The organism is Nocardioides secundeburneus (assembly GCF_039939255.1).
Classification (GTDB): Bacteria; Actinomycetota; Actinomycetes; order Propionibacteriales; family Nocardioidaceae; genus Nocardioides.
The window spans coordinates 86,698-106,816 of sequence record NZ_JBDUUE010000008.1 but is presented as its reverse complement, the minus strand read 5'-3'; the positions used below and the strand labels follow the sequence as shown (position 1 = coordinate 106,816).

The 20,119-nt window shown below is 74.5% G+C and carries 18 protein-coding genes; 5 read left to right on the top strand and 13 right to left on the bottom strand.

The window, feature by feature from the left end:
• Positions 1-8 precede the first annotated feature (8 nt).
• Genes ABFT23_RS21135 through ABFT23_RS21110 form a run of 6 tightly spaced genes read right to left on the bottom strand, consistent with a single transcriptional unit; the run spans position 9 to position 8,063 of the window.
• Positions 9-773, bottom strand: a complete 765-nt coding sequence (locus tag ABFT23_RS21135) for a GNAT family N-acetyltransferase (RefSeq protein ID WP_347898830.1) — start codon at positions 771-773, stop codon at positions 9-11.
• Complete coding sequence (locus ABFT23_RS21130; RefSeq protein WP_347898828.1) at positions 766-1,962, bottom strand: VWA domain-containing protein; 1,197 nt, start codon at positions 1,960-1,962, stop codon at positions 766-768. Before ABFT23_RS21130 ends, ABFT23_RS21135 begins: the two co-directional genes overlap by 8 nt.
• Positions 1,959-4,178 (bottom strand): DUF5682 family protein, encoded by a 2,220-nt coding sequence (locus tag ABFT23_RS21125; RefSeq protein ID WP_347898826.1) that lies wholly within the window; start codon positions 4,176-4,178, stop codon positions 1,959-1,961. The genes ABFT23_RS21130 and ABFT23_RS21125 overlap by 4 nt, the downstream gene beginning before the upstream one ends.
• Positions 4,175-5,287 carry an ATP-binding protein gene (locus ABFT23_RS21120; RefSeq protein ID WP_347898824.1) on the bottom strand — a complete coding sequence of 371 codons (1,113 nt, stop codon included), beginning with the start codon at positions 5,285-5,287 and terminating at the stop codon, positions 4,175-4,177. The genes ABFT23_RS21125 and ABFT23_RS21120 overlap by 4 nt, the downstream gene beginning before the upstream one ends.
• The gene (locus ABFT23_RS21115; RefSeq protein ID WP_347898822.1) at positions 5,284-6,759 is read right to left on the bottom strand and encodes a DUF5691 domain-containing protein; all 1,476 of its coding nucleotides are present in this window, start codon (positions 6,757-6,759) and stop codon (positions 5,284-5,286) included. Before ABFT23_RS21115 ends, ABFT23_RS21120 begins: the two co-directional genes overlap by 4 nt.
• Entirely contained in the window at positions 6,756-8,063 is a 1,308-nt protein-coding gene (locus tag ABFT23_RS21110) for an SWIM zinc finger family protein (RefSeq protein WP_347898820.1), read from the bottom strand. Before ABFT23_RS21110 ends, ABFT23_RS21115 begins: the two co-directional genes overlap by 4 nt.
• Positions 8,064-8,177: 114 nt before the next feature.
• Here ABFT23_RS21110 and ABFT23_RS21105 point away from each other — a divergent pair, with 114 nt between their 5' ends.
• Positions 8,178-10,631, top strand: coding sequence for an SCO7613 C-terminal domain-containing membrane protein (locus tag ABFT23_RS21105; RefSeq protein WP_347898818.1), 2,454 nt, complete (start codon positions 8,178-8,180; stop codon positions 10,629-10,631).
• Here the strand turns inward: ABFT23_RS21105 and ABFT23_RS21100 are convergent.
• The 3 genes from ABFT23_RS21100 to moeZ form a co-directional block, all read right to left on the bottom strand.
• On the bottom strand, positions 10,610-10,933 hold the full coding sequence (locus tag ABFT23_RS21100; protein ID WP_347898816.1) for an MGMT family protein: 324 nt from the start codon (positions 10,931-10,933) through the stop codon (positions 10,610-10,612). The two genes, ABFT23_RS21105 and ABFT23_RS21100, sit on opposite strands and share 22 nt — an antisense overlap.
• 71 nt (positions 10,934-11,004) lie before the next feature.
• Positions 11,005-11,883: a hypothetical protein gene (locus ABFT23_RS21095; RefSeq protein WP_347898814.1), complete on the bottom strand. Its 879-nt coding sequence runs from the start codon at positions 11,881-11,883 to the stop codon at positions 11,005-11,007.
• Positions 11,884-12,088: 205 nt separating this feature from the next.
• Positions 12,089-13,297, bottom strand: a complete 1,209-nt coding sequence (gene moeZ / locus ABFT23_RS21090) for an adenylyltransferase/sulfurtransferase MoeZ (protein WP_347898812.1) — start codon at positions 13,295-13,297, stop codon at positions 12,089-12,091.
• 146 nt (positions 13,298-13,443) lie between these two features.
• Here moeZ and ABFT23_RS21085 point away from each other — a divergent pair, with 146 nt between their 5' ends.
• Both ABFT23_RS21085 and ABFT23_RS21080 read left to right on the top strand, forming a co-directional pair.
• Positions 13,444-14,076, top strand: a complete 633-nt coding sequence (locus tag ABFT23_RS21085) for a TetR/AcrR family transcriptional regulator (RefSeq protein ID WP_347898810.1) — start codon at positions 13,444-13,446, stop codon at positions 14,074-14,076.
• A gap of 64 nt (positions 14,077-14,140) precedes the next feature.
• A complete protein-coding gene (locus ABFT23_RS21080; protein WP_347898808.1) occupies positions 14,141-14,362 on the top strand; it encodes a DUF3107 domain-containing protein in 222 nt (73 codons plus the stop codon).
• A gap of 17 nt (positions 14,363-14,379) precedes the next feature.
• Here the strand turns inward: ABFT23_RS21080 and ABFT23_RS21075 are convergent, their stop codons facing one another.
• Entirely contained in the window at positions 14,380-15,096 is a 717-nt protein-coding gene (locus ABFT23_RS21075; RefSeq protein WP_347898806.1) for a ferritin-like fold-containing protein, read from the bottom strand.
• A 164-nt stretch (positions 15,097-15,260) separates the two neighbouring features.
• Here ABFT23_RS21075 and ABFT23_RS21070 point away from each other — a divergent pair, with 164 nt between their 5' ends.
• Positions 15,261-16,775, top strand: a complete 1,515-nt coding sequence (locus ABFT23_RS21070; RefSeq protein WP_347898804.1) for a DEAD/DEAH box helicase — start codon at positions 15,261-15,263, stop codon at positions 16,773-16,775.
• Between the two features lie 112 nt (positions 16,776-16,887).
• On the opposite strand, the gene ABFT23_RS21065 is transcribed toward ABFT23_RS21070, so the two are convergent.
• Positions 16,888-17,610, bottom strand: a complete 723-nt coding sequence (locus tag ABFT23_RS21065; RefSeq protein ID WP_347898802.1) for a L,D-transpeptidase — start codon at positions 17,608-17,610, stop codon at positions 16,888-16,890.
• Positions 17,607-18,407, bottom strand: coding sequence for a ParA family protein (locus ABFT23_RS21060; protein ID WP_347898798.1), 801 nt, complete (start codon positions 18,405-18,407; stop codon positions 17,607-17,609). Before ABFT23_RS21060 ends, ABFT23_RS21065 begins: the two co-directional genes overlap by 4 nt.
• Before the next feature lie 74 nt (positions 18,408-18,481).
• Between ABFT23_RS21060 and ABFT23_RS21055 the strand changes: the two genes are divergently transcribed.
• A complete protein-coding gene (locus ABFT23_RS21055) occupies positions 18,482-19,246 on the top strand; it encodes an SDR family NAD(P)-dependent oxidoreductase (RefSeq protein ID WP_347898795.1) in 765 nt (254 codons plus the stop codon).
• Here the strand turns inward: ABFT23_RS21055 and ABFT23_RS21050 are convergent.
• Positions 19,243-20,109: a PHP domain-containing protein gene (locus ABFT23_RS21050; protein WP_347898793.1), complete on the bottom strand. Its 867-nt coding sequence runs from the start codon at positions 20,107-20,109 to the stop codon at positions 19,243-19,245. The genes ABFT23_RS21055 and ABFT23_RS21050 overlap by 4 nt on opposite strands.
• Between the last annotated feature and the right edge of the window lie 10 nt (positions 20,110-20,119).

The following is a 20,119-nucleotide window of genomic DNA, read 5'->3' as shown; positions in this document are numbered from 1 at the left end:
GAAGCGGGCTATCCCTTGCGCGTCCAGGTCCAGGGCGTCGTCGTGGTGATCGCGACCAGCCCCGACCTCTCGAGGACCGGTCGGGACATCGGCGTGCAGTCACTCTGCAGCAGCCGGACGCCGCGCGCGAGCGCCGACCGGGCGCGCGCGGCGGTGAGGGCACGGTAGAGGCCGAGACCGCGGTGCGAGGGCAGGGTGCCGCCGCCCCAGAGCCCGGCGAACTCCGTGTCGTCGACCGTGACGAGCCGTCCGCTCGACACGATGCGGTCGCCGTCGAAGGCGCCCCACGCCTCGGTGCGGCCGGGGTCGCGGGCAACCAGCTCGGCGAGGTCGAAGCCCGAGCGGCCGAACACCTCGTGCGCGACGCGGGTGCCGGCGTCGAGCTCGTCGCGCGTGTCGAGCCGCCGCACGCCGAGCCCCTCGCGCAGGGGCACGTCGACGGCGAGCAGCGCGGCCTCGCCCACCATGACGGTCTCGGCGTCGTCGGGCTCGAGCCCGTGCGCGCGCAGGGCCGGCTCGAGGTCGGGCAGGTCGTCGTGGCCGCGGGTCTTCCACTCGAAGCTGCCCACCGCGGTCTCGTCGCGGAAGTGCGCGACCGTGGCCGCGACGAGTGCCGGCACGTCGTGCCCGGCGAGGCTCTCGTAGGAGACGAAGCCGGCGTCGTCGAACTCGGCGCGCCACAAGGGGCCGACGCGGTCCCAGCGGGTGGCGCCGGCGACCTCGGCGACGCCGCGCAGCTGGGCGTCGTAGGCGGCGAGCAGGTCGTCATCCATCGGCGTCTCCGTGGCTGGTCTGGATGTCGTGCGAGGCGGCCCACTGGCCGATGTCGCGCTTCTCGATGGCCGCGGCCATCAGGTCGGGGAACAGGTCGGGCGTGCAGGCGAACGCCGGGACACCGACCGCGGCGAGGGCGGCCGCGTGGTCGGCGTCGTAGGACGGCGCTCCGGAGTCGCTGAGCGCGAGCAGCGCGATCATCGTGGCGCCGGAGTCGACGACCTGCCGGGCCCGGCGCAGCATCTCCTCGGCGATGCCGCCCTCGTAGAGGTCGCTGATGAGCACCAGCACGGTGTCGGCCGGCTGGGTGATGTGGCCCTGGCAGTAGGCGAGCGCGCGGTTGATGTCGGTGCCCCCGCCGAGCTGTACCCCGAAGAGCACGTCGACCGGGTCGTCGACGTCGTCGGTCAGGTCGACGACCTCGGTGTCGAAGACGACCAGGCGCGTGGCGACCGAGCGCAGGGAGGCGAGCACGGCGCCGAACACGCTGGAGTAGACGACCGACTCGGCCATGGAGCCGGACTGGTCGACGCAGAGGATGATCTGTCGCTCGACCTGCGTCGTGCGGCGGGCGTGGCCGACCAGCCGCTCGGGCACGACGGTGTGCTGCTCGGGCAGGTAGTGGCGCAGGTTGGCCGCGATGGTGCGGCCCCAGTCGATGTCGGCCGGTCGCGGACGACGCGAGCGGGTCGAGCGGTCGAGGGCCCCACTGACGGCCTGCACCGTGCGGGCCCGCAGCCGTTCCTCGAGCTCGTCGGTCACCGTGCGGACGACGGCGCGTGCGGCCTCGCGGCTGCGTTCGGGAATGGCGCCGTTGAGCGCGACCAGGGTCGAGACGAGCGACACGTCTGGCTGCACGGCGTCGAGCATCTCCGGCTCCATGAGCAGCTCGTGGAGGCCGAGCCGGTCCACGGCGTCGGCCTGCATGACCTGCACGACCGAGGAGGGGAAGTAGCCGCGGATGTCGCCGAGCCAGCGCGAGACGCGCGGGGCGGAGCGGCCGAGGCCGCCACGGCGGTCGCCGTCGTAGAGGTCGCCGAGGGCGCGGTCGCGAGTGACGTCGTCGCCGGCCAGCTCGACCCCGCCGGGGCCGCCGAGCGCGTCGGCCTCGTCGCCGCCGAGCACGAGCCGCCACCGGGTGAGCCGGTCGCGCGGGGGCTCACCCGGGATCTCGTCGGTCTCGGTCATGCCGTCACCGCCAACCCGAGCAGCTCGGCCACACGACGGGCGGCCGGCCGGCCCCGGCCGTCGTCGACCTCGACGCCGGCGGCCCTCGGCCGGTCACCGTGCCGCAGGCGCTCGCCGATCTGACGGCGCTCGGGCGGCTCGAACCGCGCGAACGTGCGACGCAGGAGAGGTAGTACGTCTTCGAACGACTCCTCCCCCACCCCGGCGACCCACGCGTCGACGAGGCCGAGCAACGTGGCGTCGTGCACGAGCAGGACGGCGTCGCCGTCGAGGAAGCCGTCGACCCAGGCCGCGCCGGCCACGGCGTCGGCGGCTCGCGACAGACGTCGGCTCATGCGCGGTGCGACGTCGTCGGAGCCGATCTCGCCGAGGTCGAGCAGGATGCGGTTGGCCCGGCCCGAGACCAGCGGTGCGACGCGGTCGTCGGCGGCGGCCGCGCCGAGGGCCGTGCGCCACGGTCGGCTGAGGTCGGCGACGTCGAGCAGGGCGATGCCGCGGTGGGCGGCGTCGACGGCGGCGCGCATCGCGGCGGCGCCGTCGTCGTCGAGGTTGACGCAGGCCGCCCGCAGGCCGACCGAGGCACGGGTGACGACGGTGTCGAGCACGCCCGCGACCCGGCTGGTGTCGGCCCCTCGGACGTCGCCGTAGCGCCGGGTGCGGGCCAACGGCTCGACGGCGCCGAGCAGGGCCAGGGTGTCGTGCTGACGCGCGGTGCGCTCGGCGAGCGTGTCGACGACGGCGGCCAGCCCCTCGCCGAGCTCGGCGGTGAGGCAGACCTCGACGAGCGCGCCCAGGGTGGCGAGGTCGGGTGCGGCCTCGGCGTCGGCGCGGGCCTTGGCGTCGGCCGCGGCGACCACGGTGGTGCCGTGGAGCCCGGCCTCGATGAGGGCGACGGCGAGCTCGGGCTCCCAGGCGAGCAGCCAGGCCTCCTTGAAGGTGCCGGTCGAGCGGCCGGCGTCGGCCGGTCGGCCCCACGGCACGTCGAGCAGGCGCAGTCGGTGGAGCAGGATGCTGCGGGCCCGGCCGTTGGGCGTGCGCAGGTCGAGCACGACCTCGGTCGGGGTCGTCGTCGCCTTGAGCTTGAGCGAGCGCTGCTGGCGGGCGAGGTCCTGGGCCAGCGGGGTGAGCGGCACCGAGTCGGGCACCCGGCCGATCTCCTGACCGACGACGAGCCGGTCGTGGACGGCGCGCATCGGCAGCCGCGAGCCCTCGCAGAGCACGACCTCGCCGGCGTCGTCGAGCTCGCTCAGGCCCACCGACGGCCGGGCGCGGATCGCAGCGAGCGCCTCGGCCAGGCGCACCGCCTCGACCACGGTGGCGGGCGCGGCGCCGTAGCCCTCGGCCCGCAGCTCGCGGGCCACGCGCGTGAGCCAGCCCGGCACCACCTCGTCGGGCTCGTCGGTGACGAAGAGGTGGTGGTACCACCCGGGCGCGGTGACGCCGGCGCCGTAGCCGCTCGCGGTGGCGAGCCGGCCGGCCGACCACGGCACCCAGGTCGCAGCGACCTTGACCCTCGGCAGCCTGGTGAGCAGACGGGTGTCGTGCGAGGCCGGCGGCCACGCGTCGGGGTGCACGGCGGGCGCGTGGTAGGCGCCGCACACCAAGACGACCCGCTCGGCGCCGTCCTTCAGGACGGCGCGCAGCACGCGTCGCATCGCCGCCTCGCGACGCTCGTTCTCGACGTCGTGCGGGTCGTGCTCGCGCACCGAGGCCATCGCCTCGCGGAGGAGGTCGAAGCCGCCCAGGGTCGACGTCGTGCGGTGCTCGACGGCGTCCTCCCACCAGCGCTCGGCGTCGTCGTAGCCGGCTGCGCGCGCCAGCGCGGTGATCGGGTCGGTGCGGGGCCCGCTCGGCGCAGCGTCGTCGGGACCGTCGTCCGACGGGGTCTGGTCGGCGAGTGCGTGGACCGCCGGCAGGTCGGCGAACCGCACCGGGACGCCGTGCGCGGCCGCCCACCGCAGCGCGACCCACTCGGGCGAGAACGCAGCGATCGGGTAGAACGAGGCCCGCCGGGGCGTGTCGACGACGTAGACGAGCGCGGCTACCGGCGGCACGAGGTCGACGTCGGCGACCAGCGCGGCGAGGGGGTCGAGCTCGGGCGCCCCCTCGATCACCACGACGTCGGGGGCGAGCTCGTCGAGCGCGGCCCGCACCGAGCGGGCCGAGCCGGGCCCGTGGTGTCGGACCCCGAGGACGGTGACCGGGGAGACGGTCACGCGAGCTCGCGGCAGGCGCGGTAGAGGTCGGCCCACTCCGGCCGGTCGCGGACGACGGTCTCGAGGTACTCCTGCCAGACCAGGAGGTCCTGCACGGGGTCCTTGACGACGGCGCCGGTGAGCCCGGCGGCGACGTCGTCGGCGCGCACGACGCCGTCGCCGAAGTGGGCGGCGAGCGAGGTGCCGTTGGTCATCACCGAGATGGCCTCGGCCGTCGACAGCGTGGCCGAGGGGCTCTTGACGGTCGTGCGCTGGTCGAGCGTGACGCCGGAGCGGAGCTCGCGGAACACCGTGACGACGCGGGCGATCTCCGACAGCGACTCGAGGTCGGGGGGCAGGTCGAGAGCCGCACCGATCGACGAGACTCGTTGTCTCACGATCTCGACCTCCTGCTCGAGCGAGTCGGGCAGGGGCAGCACCACGGTGTTGAAGCGGCGCTTGAGCGCCGACGACAGGTCGTTGACGCCCTTGTCTCGGTTGTTGGCCGTGGCGATCACGTTGAAGCCGCGGCGCGCCATCACCTCGGTGTCGAGCTCGGGCACCGGCAGGGTCTTCTCGGACAGGATCGAGATGAGCGCGTCCTGCACGTCGGCCGGGATGCGGGTGAGCTCCTCGATGCGCACCAGCGACCCGGCCTCCATCGCGCGCATCACCGGGCTCGGCACGAGCGCCTCGCGCGACGGCCCCTCGGCGATCAGGCGGGCGTAGTTCCAGCCGTAGCGCAGCGACTCCTCCGGCGTGCCGGCCGTGCCCTGCACCACCAGCGTCGACGTGCCGCTCACCGCGGCGGCGAGGTGCTCGCCGACCCAGGTCTTGGCGGTGCCCGGCACGCCGAGCAGCAGCAGCGCGCGGTCGGTGGCCAGCGACGCGACGGCGATCTCCATCAGGCGGCGCGACCCGAGGTACTTCGGCGAGATCGCGAGTCCGTCGGACGTGCCGTCGTCGATCGTGCCGCCGAGCAGGTAGGTCGTGACCGCCCACGGTGAGAGCCGCCAGCTCGGCGGCCGCGGTCGGTCGTCGACCGCGGCCAGCGCGGTGAGCTCGTCGGCGTAGGCGGTCTCGGCGTGGGCGCGCAGGACCTGCTCGGTCTCGACGGTGGTTCCGGTCATGCGAAGGCCTCCAGGATGGTCGGGACGAGCGAGAGGTGGTGGGCGACCCGGTGCAGCGGGTCGTGCAGCGGGGTGTCGCGGGCCGCCAGGCTCTGGACGGCGGGCAGCGCGTCGCCGTGCAGCCGGGTCGCGAGCACCTCCATCAGCGAGCCGTGGTCGACGGGACCGGGGCCGTTGCGACTGGTCAGCAGTGCCCGGATGCGGTCGACGACGTCGCGGCTGAGCGACGGCGTCCAGGGACCGTCGAGGAGTCGGACGACCTGGAGCAGCTCGGCCATCGTGGTGCACCGGGCGAGCCGGGCCGTGACGAGGTCGTGGCGCTCGGCGCCCGGCAGCAGCACCAGCAGCGCCGGCTCCCAGCCGTGCGCGACGTGGGCCCGCGCCCAGGCGACGTCTCGCCGCAGCAGGGTGGCCTGGCGCAGCTCGAGCGAGGCCGCCGGCTCGTCGAGGGTCGCGACGACGGTGGCGGCGTCGAGACCGGTGGCCTCGGTCCACACGTCGAGCGGCGCGCCGCGGGTGAGCACGCCGAGCCAGAACGCCCGCTCGGACCGGCCCCGTGGCCCGGGCACCAGACCGTCGCGGACGGCGGCCGCGTCGGGCGCGGCCGGCAGCTCGACGACGACGCGACCGGCGTCGACCGACAGCAGCGGGCGCAGCAGCGCGGCGAGGCGTCGGGATCGCGCGGACGTCGGCAGCCGGTCGAGCAGCTGACGCGCGGCCTCGCGCACCTTCGCCGAGCGGTCGTCGAGCGCGGCCTCGAGGAACGGCTCGTCGTCGTCGGACAGCCCGGCGGCGAAGATGCCGAGCAGCTCGGCCCGGGCGGGGGCCGGGTCGCTCGCCCAGGTGGTCGCCAGCAGGTCGCGCGCCCGCGCCGGGTCGTCGTGGCGCCGCGTCGCGAGTGCCGCGACCCGCGCCGGCGTGGGCAGGCGCGCCCACGACGTCTCGTCGAGCGGGTCGTCGTCGGGCTCGAGCGGCCCGGCGGCCGCCCAGCCCCACTCGCGCCGCAACCCGGCCAACCACCGGCCGCGCTCGTCGAGCACCGGCGCGACGACGGGTCGCAGGGTCGCGTCGCCGGTGGCCATCGTGAGCAGCGTGGGGAGCGCGCCGTGGTGCACGCGGTAGCCGCGGCGCCCGGCCTCGTCGAACCAGACCCGCAGCAGCGCGGGGAGCAGGCGGCGTCCGACCGGCGGCTGCACGAGCACGAGGTCGAGCAGCTGCACCGCCCGGGCGGGCGGTGCCGGACGACGGTCGGGCCCGGCCTGCTCGAGCGGGTCGGCGCGCCTGGCGGGCACCCGTCCGGCCCGTCGCAGCGCTCCGCCGACGGCGGCGGCGTCGAGGAGCCGCTCCTCGGGCGAGGCGCCCTCGCGCACGGCGAGTCCGGGCGGCCACGCCGGCACCGTGCGGCGTCCGGTGCCGACGAGCGAGGCGGTCACGAGGTCGTCCCAGGTGCCGGCGGTCTCCCCCGCGCTCATGGCGCCGCCTCGACGGTGAGCGGTCGGAATCCGTCGGCCTCGAGCTCGCCGAACACCCGGCACGGCCGGCCGCCGGTGCGCGCGGCCAGGGCCCACGGGTCGTCGTCGAGCAGCAGCCGCACGGTGAGGCCCGCCGCGTCGCGCACCAGTCGGTCGGGCACCGAGAGACCGACCTCGTCGAGCACCACCGGCACCCGCCGCGCCCACGGGTTGGTCGCCCAGGCCTCGGCCAGCGCGTCGGCGGCGATGGCGAGGTCGACGCCGCCGGGCAGGCGCGCGTCGGTGCCCACGACGACGGCGTCGTCGGGCAGCAGCGCGCGGCGGGGCGCCGAGCCCGGGTAGCGGGCGACGTCGGCGTGCAGCACCGTGCCCACCAGCCGGGCCGCGGGCAGCGGCTGGGCCCGCGCGGCGAAGTCGAGGACGACGAGCTGCTCGCCGGAGTCGAGGCCCCGCAGCCACGTGCGCTGCTGCTGCAGGCGACCGTCGTCGGTGCGGAAGGCGCCGAGCACCTGCCAGCGGTCGGTGACGTCGTCGGCGCCGCGGACCTCGGCGGTCGGCACCGACCAGCCCACCTCGACCCGCAGGTCGGCGGCCGGGTCCGGCGCGAGGGTGTCACGGCGCCGCCAGGCCTGGACGACGGTCCACCAGCGACCGAGGTCGTCGAGCAGCGAGCCGGCCCAGTCGTCACCGCGGCCGGCGAGCCCGGCGCCGGTGTCGCGCACCTGCTCGGCCAGCCCGGGCAATTGGGCGTCGACGAGGCGCGCGGCCGCGGCCTCCCACCAGGCGTAGGGACGTCGTCGGGCCTCGGCCGTGCCGCCGCGCACGAGATCGGCCAGCCAGAGGGCGAGCTCGTCGATGCCGGCGTCCATGAGACGGGCGCGGTCGGCCTGTCGCCTCGCCCGGGCCTGCTCGTCGACCGGTCTGGCCGGCTCGGCCGCCGTCGCGGCGGCGGCCGCGGCGCGGCCGGCGCGCTGCTCTGCCCACTGGCGGGCGACGTCGGCGCCCTCTCCCCCGGCGTCGTCGCCGCCGATGACCGGGTCGTCGCGCGCCCACAGCGTCAGCAGCGCCAGCGCGTGCTTGCACGGGAACTTCCGGCTCGGGCACGAGCACCGGTAGGCGGGGCCGTCGAGATCGACGCTCACCTGGTAGGGCGTGCGGCCCGACCCCTGGCACCTGCCCCACACGAGCGCGTCGGTGGCGCCGGTCTGCGACCACGGCCCCGGCGTCGCGAGCTTGCGGGCAGCCGTCCACGACGACGCGTCGGGCGCGGCCCTCTCGACCGCCGCCAGGCTCCACCTCGTCATGACGCGACCCATCATCACCTGCCCCTCCGAACCGTGGTGCGTGAGTAGTCCTACTCAGGCGGGTTGAGCGGTCGCGCGGGTCCCGTCGTCCGCCCGCGCGGCTGGGATGGGGGCATGCCGACCGCCTCGTTCACCTACGCCGACCCGCGCCTGTGCCCCTCGTGCCGGACGACGCTCCGCCAGCCCGTGGCCCCCGACGGTCGGTGCGAGACCTGCGCCGTCCCGCTCGGGCACGTCCTGGCCACCGAGATCTTCGAGTCCCTGCGCCGCACCGACCTGCTCGCCGCCCGGCTGCGGGCGCTGGCGGTCCTCGACCCCGCGCCTGCCCCCGCGCCGACCCCCGTGCCCGAACAGCCGGCCCCCTACCCCGTCGTCCCGCCGCTGCCCGATCCCGCCCGCACCGGCGTCCGGACGTCGTCGGTGCCGGCGATCCTCCTCGGCCTCGGCGCCCTGTGCCTGCTGGTCGCGGCGGTGACCTTCCTCGCCGTCGCGTGGCACTGGCTCGGCGTCGGCGGCAGGACGGCGGTGCTCGTCAGCCTGACCGTCGCGACCGGAGCCGGTGCTCTCGTGCTCGCCGGTCGTGGTCTCCGCCTGGCCGGTGAGGCGCTCGCCACCGTGTCCCTCGGGCTCGTCGTCCTCGACGTGCTCGGCGCCGAGCACGCCGGCTGGCTCGGCGACCCCTCGGCCGCGGCGACGGCGATCGTGGTCGGGCTCGCGCTCGCGGCCGCCGGCGGGATGCTCGCGACGGGCGCGGCCCGCCTGGCGGTGCCGCAGGCGGCGGGCGTCGTCGGACTGTTCGTCGCGCAGGCGGCGCTGCCGTCGGTGATCGGTCACGACCTCGTCGTCGCCGCCGGGGCGACCGCCGCGTTCGTCGGGCTGGCCGCGGCTCTGCGCAGCGCCGGGGCCTCCGTCGGCGCAGCCGCGGCCGGCCTGGCCGGTCTTCTCGCCTGGGCCGACCTCACCCTCAGCGCCCTCGGCGGTCTCGGCGACCTCGCCGGCCCGACCGCCGACCTGACCGTCGGCGACCTGTGGGCCTCGGGCGAGGGCATCGCCCTCGGCACCGCCGCCCTCCTCCTGCTGCTGCCGGTCGTGCTGACCTCCCAGCGCGACGTGCAGCGACTCGTCGTCTGCGCCGCGGCCTCGATGCTCACCTGCGTCGTCACCCTGCCGGTGCTCGACAACGGTGCCACCCAGATCGCCCTCGCCTCGCTGGCGCTCGGTGTCGGGTGGACGACGGCGGCCGGGTGGGTGCGACGCGCCGACCTCTTCGTGCCGGCCGTGCCGGCGGCCCTGTCGCTCGCGCCGGCGTCGTTCGTCGGGCTCGTGTTGAGCGGACAGGCCGTCTCGTCGAGCCTGTCGCCGACCACCTCGCTGCGGCTCGACCCGGGCGACCCGGTCGCCGCCCCCGCGTTGCTGGTGCCCACGGCACTGGCCGTGGTGGCGCTGGCCCTCGTGCTGGCGCCGGTCCTCCGGCGTCGCAAGCTCGTCGTCCGTGGGCTCGTGGCGACCACGCTGCTCGCCGCCACCGCGACGCTCGCGCTGCACCCCGTGCCGCTGTGGACCGTCGTCGCCGCTCTCACCGCCGTCTCGCTCGCCCTCGTCGCCGACGGCGCCCGCCGCGACGACCGCCTCGCCCTGGGCCAGGTGCTCGGTGGCGTCGCCGGGCTCGGCGCCGCCGTCACCGTCGCGACCCCGAGCTCGACCGTGCTGCTCCTGCCGCTCGCGGCGCTGTCGGCCGCGGCCCTCGGGCTCGCGCTCGTCGGTCGGACGACGCCGTCCGGCGTCGTGGGCGGGCTGGTGCTGGCGCCGTCCCTCGGCGGCCTCACCTGGGTGCTCGGCGACCTCGCGGACCTCGACGCATGGCGCGCCGTCCCGGTGCTGGTGGTGGTCGCCGCGATGGCCATGGGCCGGGCGCGGGAGGAGGTCGAGGTGCCGGCGGTCGTCGCCGGCGTCCTGGCCGCGGTCACCGCGGTGCCGCTGGCCGACGACGTGCCGCTCAGCCTGGCGCTGCACCTGACCCTCGCCGGGGCGCTGCTCGTGGCGCACGCGCTGCTCCACCCGGCGCGGCGTCCGGTCGCCTGGGCGGGGTCGTTGCTGCTCGTCGCCGCGACCTGGGTGCGCCTGCTCGACCTCGGCGTCCAGGCCCCGGAGGCCTACACGCTGCCGACCGCGGTCGCGCTGGTCGTCGTCGGCCTCGTGCGCCTGCGCCGAGACGTGACCGCCTCGACCGCCCTGGCGCTCGCGCCGGGCCTCGCGCTCGCCACGGTGCCCTCGCTCCTGCGGGTGCTCGCCGACGAGCCGGCCACCCTCCGGGCGCTGCTGCTCGGCGTGGCGTGCCTGGTGCTCGCGATCGGCGGGGCCCAGCTGCGCTGGAGCGCGCCACTGGTCGTCGGCGCCGCCGTCGGCACGCTGCTCACCCTGGCCGAGCTCGCGCCGTACGCCACCGAGACGCCGCAGTGGGTCGTGATCGGCCTCGCCGGCACCCTGCTCGTGGTCGTCGGCGTCACCTGGGAGCGCCGAGTGCTCGAGCTGCGGCGCGCGGCGCACTACGTCGGTCGGTTGCGCTGATCCTCCGGCTGCCAGAAGGCGACGGCGATGTCGACGCCCGTGCCCGAGGCCTTCAGCGGCGTGCCCTCCTCGCGGTAGGCCGGGCGGGCCTCCTCCAGATGGTTGGGCGGCAGCGAGCCGTCGGCGCGGACGACGCGCCACCACGGCACCCCGGCACCGTGGCGGGCCAGCACGTTGCCGATGAGGCGCGGACCGCTGCCGACGGCGTCACCGATCGCGCCGTAGGTGGTCACCCGGCCGCGCGGGACCGCCTCGACGAGGCTGAGCACCCGCTCCACGAACTCCTCGTCGGCGGTGACCACGTGAGAAAAGTACCGGCCCCGCCTTCTGCCCAGGCGGGGCCGGTACTGCTCGGGGGCTGGTCGGTGCTGCGTCAGAGGACGCCGCGGAACTGCTCGGTGCCGTTCGCCAGCTGCAGGCCCGGGATGCCGGAGTGGGCCTGGGCGTAGGCGAGCTCACGGGACAGGTCGCCGATGTTGTTGCTCAGCGGCAGGGGCAGCAGGCCGAGGGTCGACAGGGTGCCGACCGCGCGTCCCTGACCGTCGACGAAGGCCGAGCCGGAGTCGCCGGGCACGCCCGGGGTCAGGGTGTAGAGGGGGTGGCTCCAGCCGCCGTCGGCGGCGTTGTCGCCCAGGCTGATGCCGATCTTCGGCGACAGCTGGGTGATGCCGGCCCGCAGGCTGGAGTTGCCGTAGGAGTAGACGCGGTCGCCGGCGGACGTGCCGGTGGTGTTGATGCCGACCGGACCGCCCCACGTCGGGATGCTCGGGTTGACCTTGGCGACGTCGCCGACGCTGACCTTGACCAGGGCGAAGTCGTTGTAGGCGCAGGTGTTGGCGTCGGACTCGCCGCGCGCGTTCATCGTCGTCCACGACGTGTAGGCCAGGGTGCCGGTGCCGACCTGGGTGCCCTCGGAGAGCAGCGAGCCGCCCTTGCGGAAGCTGACCGTGGTGCCGGTCGGCACCGAGGTCTGGCCGCAGCCGTCGGTGTCGGTGGCCTCGCCCTGACCGGCGCAGTGGGCGGCGTAGCCCACGTAGACGCCGCCGTCTGCGTCGGTGAACACGAAGTTGCCGGTGCACTGGGAGCCGTCGGTGTACATCTGCACGCCCGGGGTGATGGCGGCCGAGGCGGCCGGCGCCCACGTGGTGTGGCGGACGGCGGCCGAGCTGCTCGGAGCGGTGCCGACGAGCGTGGTCGTCAGGGCGACGGCGGTGGCCGCGGTCGCGACGGCAATCGTGGTGGTCAGGCGCATGGACGAGGGTCCTCCCGAAAGGCCGGCGCCACACCTCGCTGGGCGGTACCGGGCGTTGGCTGTTGACCCTTCCAACGACCATGGCCCGTTCGGGTTACTGGCTAGTCACGAATGACCATCAGATGACGGGTCCGCCGCGAAGCGGAGCGGGCCGCGCGCCGGCGTCTGACGACGACAGCCGGGCACGGCCCGCGGAGCGAGCAGATCAGTACGACGGCTGGCTCGGGTCGATCTGGTTGACCCAGGCCACGACGCCGCCTCCGACGTGCACGGCGTCGTCGTAGCCGGCGCCCTTCACGATCGCGAGCGTCTCGGCCGAGCGCACGCCCGACTTGCAGTGCATGACGACCTGCGTGCCCGAGTCGACGCCCGGCAGCTGCTCGAGCGCGGAGCCGTTGAGGAAGTCGCCCTTGGGGATCAGCACCGAGCCGGGGATCTGGTTGATCTCGTACTCGTTGGGCTCGCGGACGTCGACCAGCACGAAGTCGCGGGTGCCCTCCGCGCGCTCTTTGAGCATGTGCTCGAGCTGGACGACGGAGATCGTCGAGCCGGCGGCGGCGTCGGCCGCCTCCTCCGAGACCGCACCGCAGAAGGTGTCGTAGTCGATGAGACCGGTGACCGTGGGGTTGTCGCCGCACAGCGCGCAGTTGGGGTCCTTACGGACCTTGAGCTTGCGCCACTCGAGCTCGAGGGCGTCGTAGATGACCAGCTTGCCGACCGCCGGGTCGCCGATGCCGGTGAGCACCTTGATGGCCTCGTTGACCTGGATCGAGCCGATGCTGGCGCACAGGACGCCGAGCACGCCGCCCTCGGCGCAGCTGGGCACCATGCCCGGCGGCGGCGGCTCGGGGTAGAGGCAGCGGTAGCAGGGCGCACCCTCGACCTGCTTCGGCGCGAACACCGAGGCCTGGCCGTCGAAGCGGTAGATCGAGCCCCACACGTAGGGGATGCCGAGGAAGTAGGCGGCGTCGTTGACCATGTAGCGCGTCGCGAAGTTGTCGGTGCCGTCGACGATGAGGTCGTAGCCCTCGAAGACCTGCATGACGTTGTCGTTGTCGAGGCGCTCCTCGTGGAGCACGACCTCGACGTAGGGGTTGGCCTCGTTGATCGACTCCTTCGCCGACAGCGCCTTCGACTTCCCGATGTCGGACTGGGAGTGGATGATCTGGCGCTGCAGGTTGGACTCGTCGACCTCGTCGAACTCGGCGATGCCGAGCGTGCCGACACCGGCCGCGGCGAGGTAGAGCAGCGCCGGGCTGCCGAGGCCGCCGGCGCCGATGACGAGCACCTTGGCGTTCTTCAGCCGCTTCTGCCCGGTCATGCCCACGTCGGGGATGATCAGGTGGCGGCTGTAGCGGCGCACCTCGTCGATGGTCAGCTCGTCGGCCGGCTCGACCAGCGCGGGAAGGCTCACGGGGACTACTCCTCGATCGGTGATGGGGTCGTGCGGGGAACCGCAACGGACGCTCCATTGTTCCTCACCGGCGCGCCCGGGTGCCCGCGACGTCCAGCCGGGACGGCGTGCGCGGCCACGTCGCGACCCGCGGGTAATGTGGCGCCGTGGCCACGACCCCTCCCGAGCTCGACTCCGCGCGACCGCGCGGCGGACGGCTCCCCCGGCGCGAGCGCCGGGCCCAGCTGCTCGAGTCCGCCCTCGAGGTGTTCGTCGCCAACGGCTACCACGCGGCCGCCATGGACGACATCGCCGAGAAGGCCGGCGTCTCCAAGCCCGTGCTCTACCAGCACTTCCCCGGCAAGCTCGAGCTCTACCTCGCGCTGCTCGACTCCTCCTGCGACGCCGTCATCGACAACTGCCGCGCCGCGCTCGACTCCACGGCCGACAACAAGCAGCGCGTCGCCGCGGCGATGGAGGCGTTCTACGACTACGTCGCCGGCGACACCGGCGCGTTCCGCCTCGTCTTCGAGTCCGACCTGACCAACGAGCCCGCCGTGCGCACCCACGTCGAGCGCGTGACCACCGAGTGCGCGGCGCTGATCGCCGACGTCATCCACGACGACACCGGCCTGCCCGACGCCGCCTCGCGGCTGCTCGCGGTGTCCCTGGTAGGCATGTCGCAGGTCAGCGCTCGCTACTGGCTCGCCGACGCCGGCGGGCTGGGTCGCGACGAGGCCGTCGCGCTGGTCTCCGGCCTGGCCTGGCGCGGCATCCGCGGCTACCCCAAGACCGACTGACCGTCCCGCACCACCCGAACCACACCCTCGAACCACACCCACGAACCAGCAGAAGGAGGCCTCCGTGGAGGTCAAGATCGGTGTCCAGCAGTCCCCCCGCGAGCTCCTCGTCGACACCGACGAGACCTCCGAGGCCGTCGAGAGGCTCGTCGCCGAGGCCGTCGCGGGCGAGGGCGTGCTCACGCTCACCGACACCAAGGGCCGCAAGGTCATCGTGCCGTCGGCCAAGATCGCCTACGTCGAGATCGGCGGCGGCGTCGCCGGCGCGGTGGGCTTCCGCAGCTAGCCCGACGACGTCGGCGCTCAGGCGTCGAGGCCGAGCTCGCTCATCCGTGCGGCGTGCCGCTCGGTGAGCCGGGTGAACATCCGGCCGAGGGCCGCGAGGTCGAGGCCCGGGCGGTCGACGCCGCCCGTGAGCAGTGCGGTGAGCGAGTCGCGGTCGGCCGCGACGCGCTGGGCCTGGGTGAGTGCCTCGCCCATGAGGCGGCGTCCCCACAGCGCCAGCCGGCCGCCGACCGTGGGGTCGTCGGCGATGACGGCGCGCACGCGGTCGACGACGAACGCGGCATGGCCGCCGTCGGCCTCGAGCGAGGAGACGACGAGGTCGCGCGTGGTGGGGTCGAGGAACGCGGCGATCTCGCGGTAGAAGTCGTTGGCCAGCCCGTCGCCGACGAAGGCCTTGACCAGGCCCTCGAGCCAGTCGGCCGGGGCGGTGTGGCGGTGGAACTCGTCGATCGCCTTGTTGAACGGCGCCATCGCCTCGAACGGGTCGCCGCCGAGGTCGCTGACCCGCTGGTGCAGCGCGGCGACCTTGCCGAGCTCGTGGGCGGCCATCGTGGCGAGCGCGACCTTGTCCTGCATGGTCGGGGCGAGCTTCGCGTCCTCCGCGAGTCGCTCGAAGGCGGAGATCTCGCCGTAGGAGATCACGCCCAGCAGGTCGATCACGGCGGCCCGGTAGCCCGGGTCGTCCCCCGCGAGCCCGTCATCGAGGGAGGGGTCGATCGCGGGAGATTCAGCCATGCGCGCACCCTATCGATAGACTGCACCTCGAGAGTGGCCCGCCGGACGTCCCGGCCCATCCCGCCGCTCCACTGCATGTGCGCGGTTGACCCGCCTCCACGGCCTCGTTCTGGCCAGTTCTGCGCGGTCGGCCGCACAGCCACGACCGACCCGAAAGCAGAACATTGACCACCTTCCGTGAGCTCGGGGTCCTCCCCGAGATCTGCGACGCCCTCGAGCGCGCCGGCATCACCACCCCGTTCGCCATCCAGGAGATGACCCTCTCGGTCGCCCTCATGGGCACCGACCTGATCGGTCAGGCCCGCACCGGCACCGGCAAGACCCTCGCGTTCGGCGTCCCCGTGCTGCAGCGCAGCGTCGTGTCGACCGACCCGGCCTACGCCGACCTGCCCCAAGGCAAGCCCCAGGCGCTCATCGTCGCCCCGACCCGCGAGCTCGCGCTCCAGGTCTCCAACGACCTCCACCTGGCCAGCAAGGACCTCGGCCTGCGGGTGCTCACCGTCTACGGCGGCGTGGGCTACGAGCCGCAGCTCGAGACACTTGAGGCCGGCGTCGACATCGTCGTCGGCACGCCGGGCCGGCTCATCGACCTCGCCAACCGCCGGGTGCTCGACCTGTCGCACGTGCACGCCGTCGTGCTCGACGAGGCCGACGAGATGCTCGACCTCGGGTTCCTGCCCGACGTCCAGCGGCTGCTGAGCCTGACTCCCGAGACGCGTCAGACGATGCTGTTCTCGGCCACGATGCCCTCGGCCATCGTCGCGCTCGCGCGCACCCACATGCGCCACCCGATGAACATCCGCGCCGAGTCGTCCTACGACACCACGATGGTCCCGGCCACCGCGCAGTTCATCTACCAGTGCCACGACCTCGACAAGCCCGAAATCATCGGGCGCCTGCTGCAGGCCGAGGACGCCGACAAGTTCATCGTCTTCACCCGCACCAAGCGCCAGTCGCAGCGGGTCGCCGACGACCTCGCCGAGCGCGGCTTCCTCGCCTCGCCCCTCCACGGAGACATGGCGCAGGTCGCGCGCGAGAAGGCCCTCGCCAAGTTCCGCGAGGACAAGATCCGGGTGCTGGTCGCCACCGACGTCGCCGCCCGCGGCATCGACGTCCGCGGCGTCTCGCACGTCATCAACTACACGTGCCCGGAGGACGACAAGACCTACGTGCACCGCATCGGCCGTACCGGCCGCGCCGGCGCCACCGGCACCGCGATCACCTTCGTCGACTGGGCCGACCTGCACCGCTGGAAGATGATCAACAAGACCCTCGACCTGCCGTTCGACGAGCCGCTCGAGACCTACTCGAGCTCCGAGCACCTCTTCCACGACCAGGGGATCCCGCCGGGCACGAAGGGCCGGATCGTCGCCGAGAAGCCGGCCGAGCGCAAGCCGCGCGACGACCGCGACGGCGCGTCCCGTGAGCGTCAGCCGCGCGAGCGCAAGCCGCGTGAGCGCAACCGCACCCGCACGCGCAGTGGAGCGACCGTCGTCACCGAGACCACCGAGGCGCCGGTGCAGACCGACGGCGCGTCCCCCGCACCCACCGGCGACGGCGAGGCCCAGCCGCGCACGTCGTCCGGCAACCGCAACCGGCGTCGTCGCCGTCGCGGCGGGTCGGGCTCGGGCGGCGCCGCGGCCGCCGAGACGAGCGCGCCGGAGCCGTCCGACTCCTGATCGACCGCCCCCGGGCGACGGCGGCCCGGGGACGTCACTGACCGTCGGACCTTCTGGCCTGCGCCTCCAAGCGCAGGCCAGTGGTCTCAACGGTCAGTGACATCGCGCGCCGTCAGACGACGACGACGGTGCTGCCGAGCGGTGCGAACGCCCACAGCGCCTTGGCGTCGGTGGTCTTCTGGCGGATGCAACCGTGCGACTGCGGGGTGCCGAGGTCGGCGTTGGTCTGCACGCGCTCGCCGTCGTCGACCGGGATCGTGTGGAAGCCGATCGCGGCGCCGCTCGGGCCCTGGGTGAACCGGACGAACCACTTCATGGTGCCGGAGTCGTCGATGCCGATGGCGTTCTCGGAGCGGGAGTAGACCTGGTAGGTGCCGGGGTCGAGGTTGTCGGTGAGGCTGCCCGAGACCAGGTAGGTGCGCTTGACCTTGCCGGCCGAGCCGACGAGCCAGACCCGCTGCTCGCTCTCGCTGAACACGACCCGGCGGCCCTCGCCGCTGTCGGCGGGCACCACGGGCACGGCGTCGGCGGCGTCCGCGTCGACGTCCACCTCGGCCTCCGTAGCCGGCGGTTCGAGGTCGGGGCTGCCCTCACCCTGCGGCAGCTCGTCGGCTTGCGGCTGCTCGGTCGTCTCGGTCGTCCCGGACGGCGCCACCGGGGCCGCGGACAGGTCGGCGTCGCGCGAGCGCTCGTGGTCGGCGGCCGAGGGCAGGACGCCGATGCCGCCGAGCAGCGCGATGGCCGTGGTGGCGAGCGAGGCGCCGAGCACGGCGAAGCGGCCCCAGCGCGGCTGGAGCCGGTGCGCGACCTCGGCGCGGTGCTGACGGGTGGTCACGACGTCGCCCCGGCGGCCTTGCGCGTCAGGGCGACGGCCACCTCGCGGTAGGCCGCGGCACCCTTGCTGCTGCGGCTCGTGGCCAGGATCGAGCGTCCGGCGGCCGGGGCCTCGGCGAACTTGATCGTCTTGGGGATCGGCGGCTCGACGACGTCGAGGTCGTAGGTCGCGGAGATCGTCTCGAGCACGGTGCGAGCGTGGGTGGTGCGCCCGTCGTAGAGCGTGGGCAGCACGCCCCACACGGCGAGGTCGCGGTTGGTGAAGCGCCGCACGTCGTGCACGGTGTCGAGCAGCTGCCCGACGCCGCGGTGGGACAGGGTCTCGCACTGCAGCGGGATGAGGACGCCGTCGGCCGCGGTGAGCGCGGCGACGGTCAGCACGCCCAGCGACGGCGGACAGTCGAGCAGGATCCAGTCGAAGTGCCGGTCCTGGGCGCGGAGGTCGTCGAGCACGGCGCGCAACGCGTGCTCGCGGCCGGTGCGGGTGAGCAGGTCGGCCTCGGCGCGGGCGAGCTCGATCGTGGCCGGGAGCAGCGAGACGCCGTCGTCGGTCTCGACGATCACCTCGGCCGGGTCGAGGCCCTTGGTGAGCACGTGGTGGATCGAGAGCTCGAGGTCTTCCGGGTCGATGCCGAGCGAGAACGTCAGGCAGGCCTGGGGGTCGAGGTCGACGAGGAGCACCGAGTGGCCGAGCTCGGCCAAAGCGGCGCCGATCGAGGCGACGGTCGTCGTCTTGGCGACGCCACCCTTCTGGTTGGCGATCGCGAGCGTGGTGCTCCCCCGGCTCTCCTGGCTCATTGCCCGCCATTGTGCCCGACCCGACCGGGCCAGGGCCGCAACCGAGGTGCGCCGCGCCGTGCTTGGATCGGGGCATGCCTCCCGTGACCCGGACCGCACTCGTCACCGGCGCGACCGCCGGCATCGGCCACGCGTTCGCCGTCCACCTCGCCCGCCGCGGCTTCGACCTCGTGGTCGTGGCGCGCGACACCGCGCGTCTCGACGACGTCGCCGCGACGCTGCGCGCCGAGCACGGCGTGGACGTCGAGACCCTCACCGCCGACCTCGTCGTGCCGGATCAGCTCGCCCTCGTCGAGGCGCGGCTGCGCGACGCCGACCGGCCGGTCGAGCTGCTAGTCAACAACGCCGGGTTCGGGTTGAAGAAGCGCTTCCTCGACAACCCCGTCGACGACGAGGTCGCGATGCTCGAGGTGCTGGTCACGGCCGTGCTGCGGCTGAGCCACGCCGCCCTCGAGGGCATGGTCGAGCGCGGGCGCGGCGGCGTCATCAACGTCTCGAGCGTTGCGGCGTTCCTGCCCCGTGGCACCTACGCGGCGGCCAAGGCGTGGGTCAACAGCTTCAGCGAGTGGGCCCACCACGAGTACCGCGGCCGGGGCGTCACCGTGATGGCCCTGTGCCCGGGCTTCACCAAGACCGAGTTCCACGAGCGGATGTCGGTCAAGCGCGGCGACGGCCTGATGTGGCTCGACGTCGACTTCCTCGTCGCCCAGGCCCTCAAGGACTACGACAAGCGCCGCGTCTACTCGATCCCCGGCCTGCAGTACAAGGCCGTCGCGGCCCTGACCAGGCTGGTGCCGTCGAGGGCACTCCAGACCTACCAGAGCATCGGGCGTCGCTAGGACGGCCCGACGACGGCCGGCGTGCGGCGGCCCGACGCCCGCGCCGCCGCGGCGGCGCGGTCGATCAGCCGCTCGTACTGCTCGACGGCGGTGGTGTGCACGCCGAGGTCGTGGTCGACCTTGCCGAGCCCGTGGTGGTCGCTCGACCCGGTGGCGACCAGGTCGAGGTCGCGGGCGAGTGCGCGCAGCTCCTCGCGCTCGGACGGCGCGTGGTCCTGGTGGTCGACCTCGATGCCGGCGAGGCCGAGACGCGCCAGACGCTCCAGCTCCGACGCCGGCAACAGGTCGCGTCGTCCGCGCCCCCACGGGTGCGCGACGACGGCGACTCCCCCGGCCTCGCCGACGAGCCGGACGGCCGTGTCGAGCGGGCACGCGTAGCGGTCGACGTAGGCCGGACCGCCCTCGTCGAGGTAGCGGGCGAACGCCTCGTCGCGGTCGGCGACGTAGCCCTTGCGCACGAGGGCGTCGGCGACGTGCGGCCGACCGGGCACCTCGGCCACGACGTCGTCGAGCGAGAGCTCGATGCCGAGGCGGGCCAGGGCGGCGATCATCGCCGGCGCGCGCGAGCCGCGACCGTCGACGATGCGCGCCAGCTCGGCCGCCAGCCCCGGGTGGGTCGGATCGGGCAGGTAGGCGAGCAGGTGCACGCTGCGGTGCCGGTGGCCGGTGCTGATCTCCATGCCGCGCACCAGCGTGAGACCGACCTCGGACGCCGCCGCCTCGGCCTCGGCCCAGCCGGCGGCGGTGTCGTGGTCGGTGAGCGCGAGGACGTCGAGGCCGGCGGCCTTCGCGGCCCGCACGAGCTCGGTGGGCGTCTGGGTGCCGTCGCTGACCGCCGAGTGGGTGTGGAGGTCGATGCGCACGCCGTCGAGT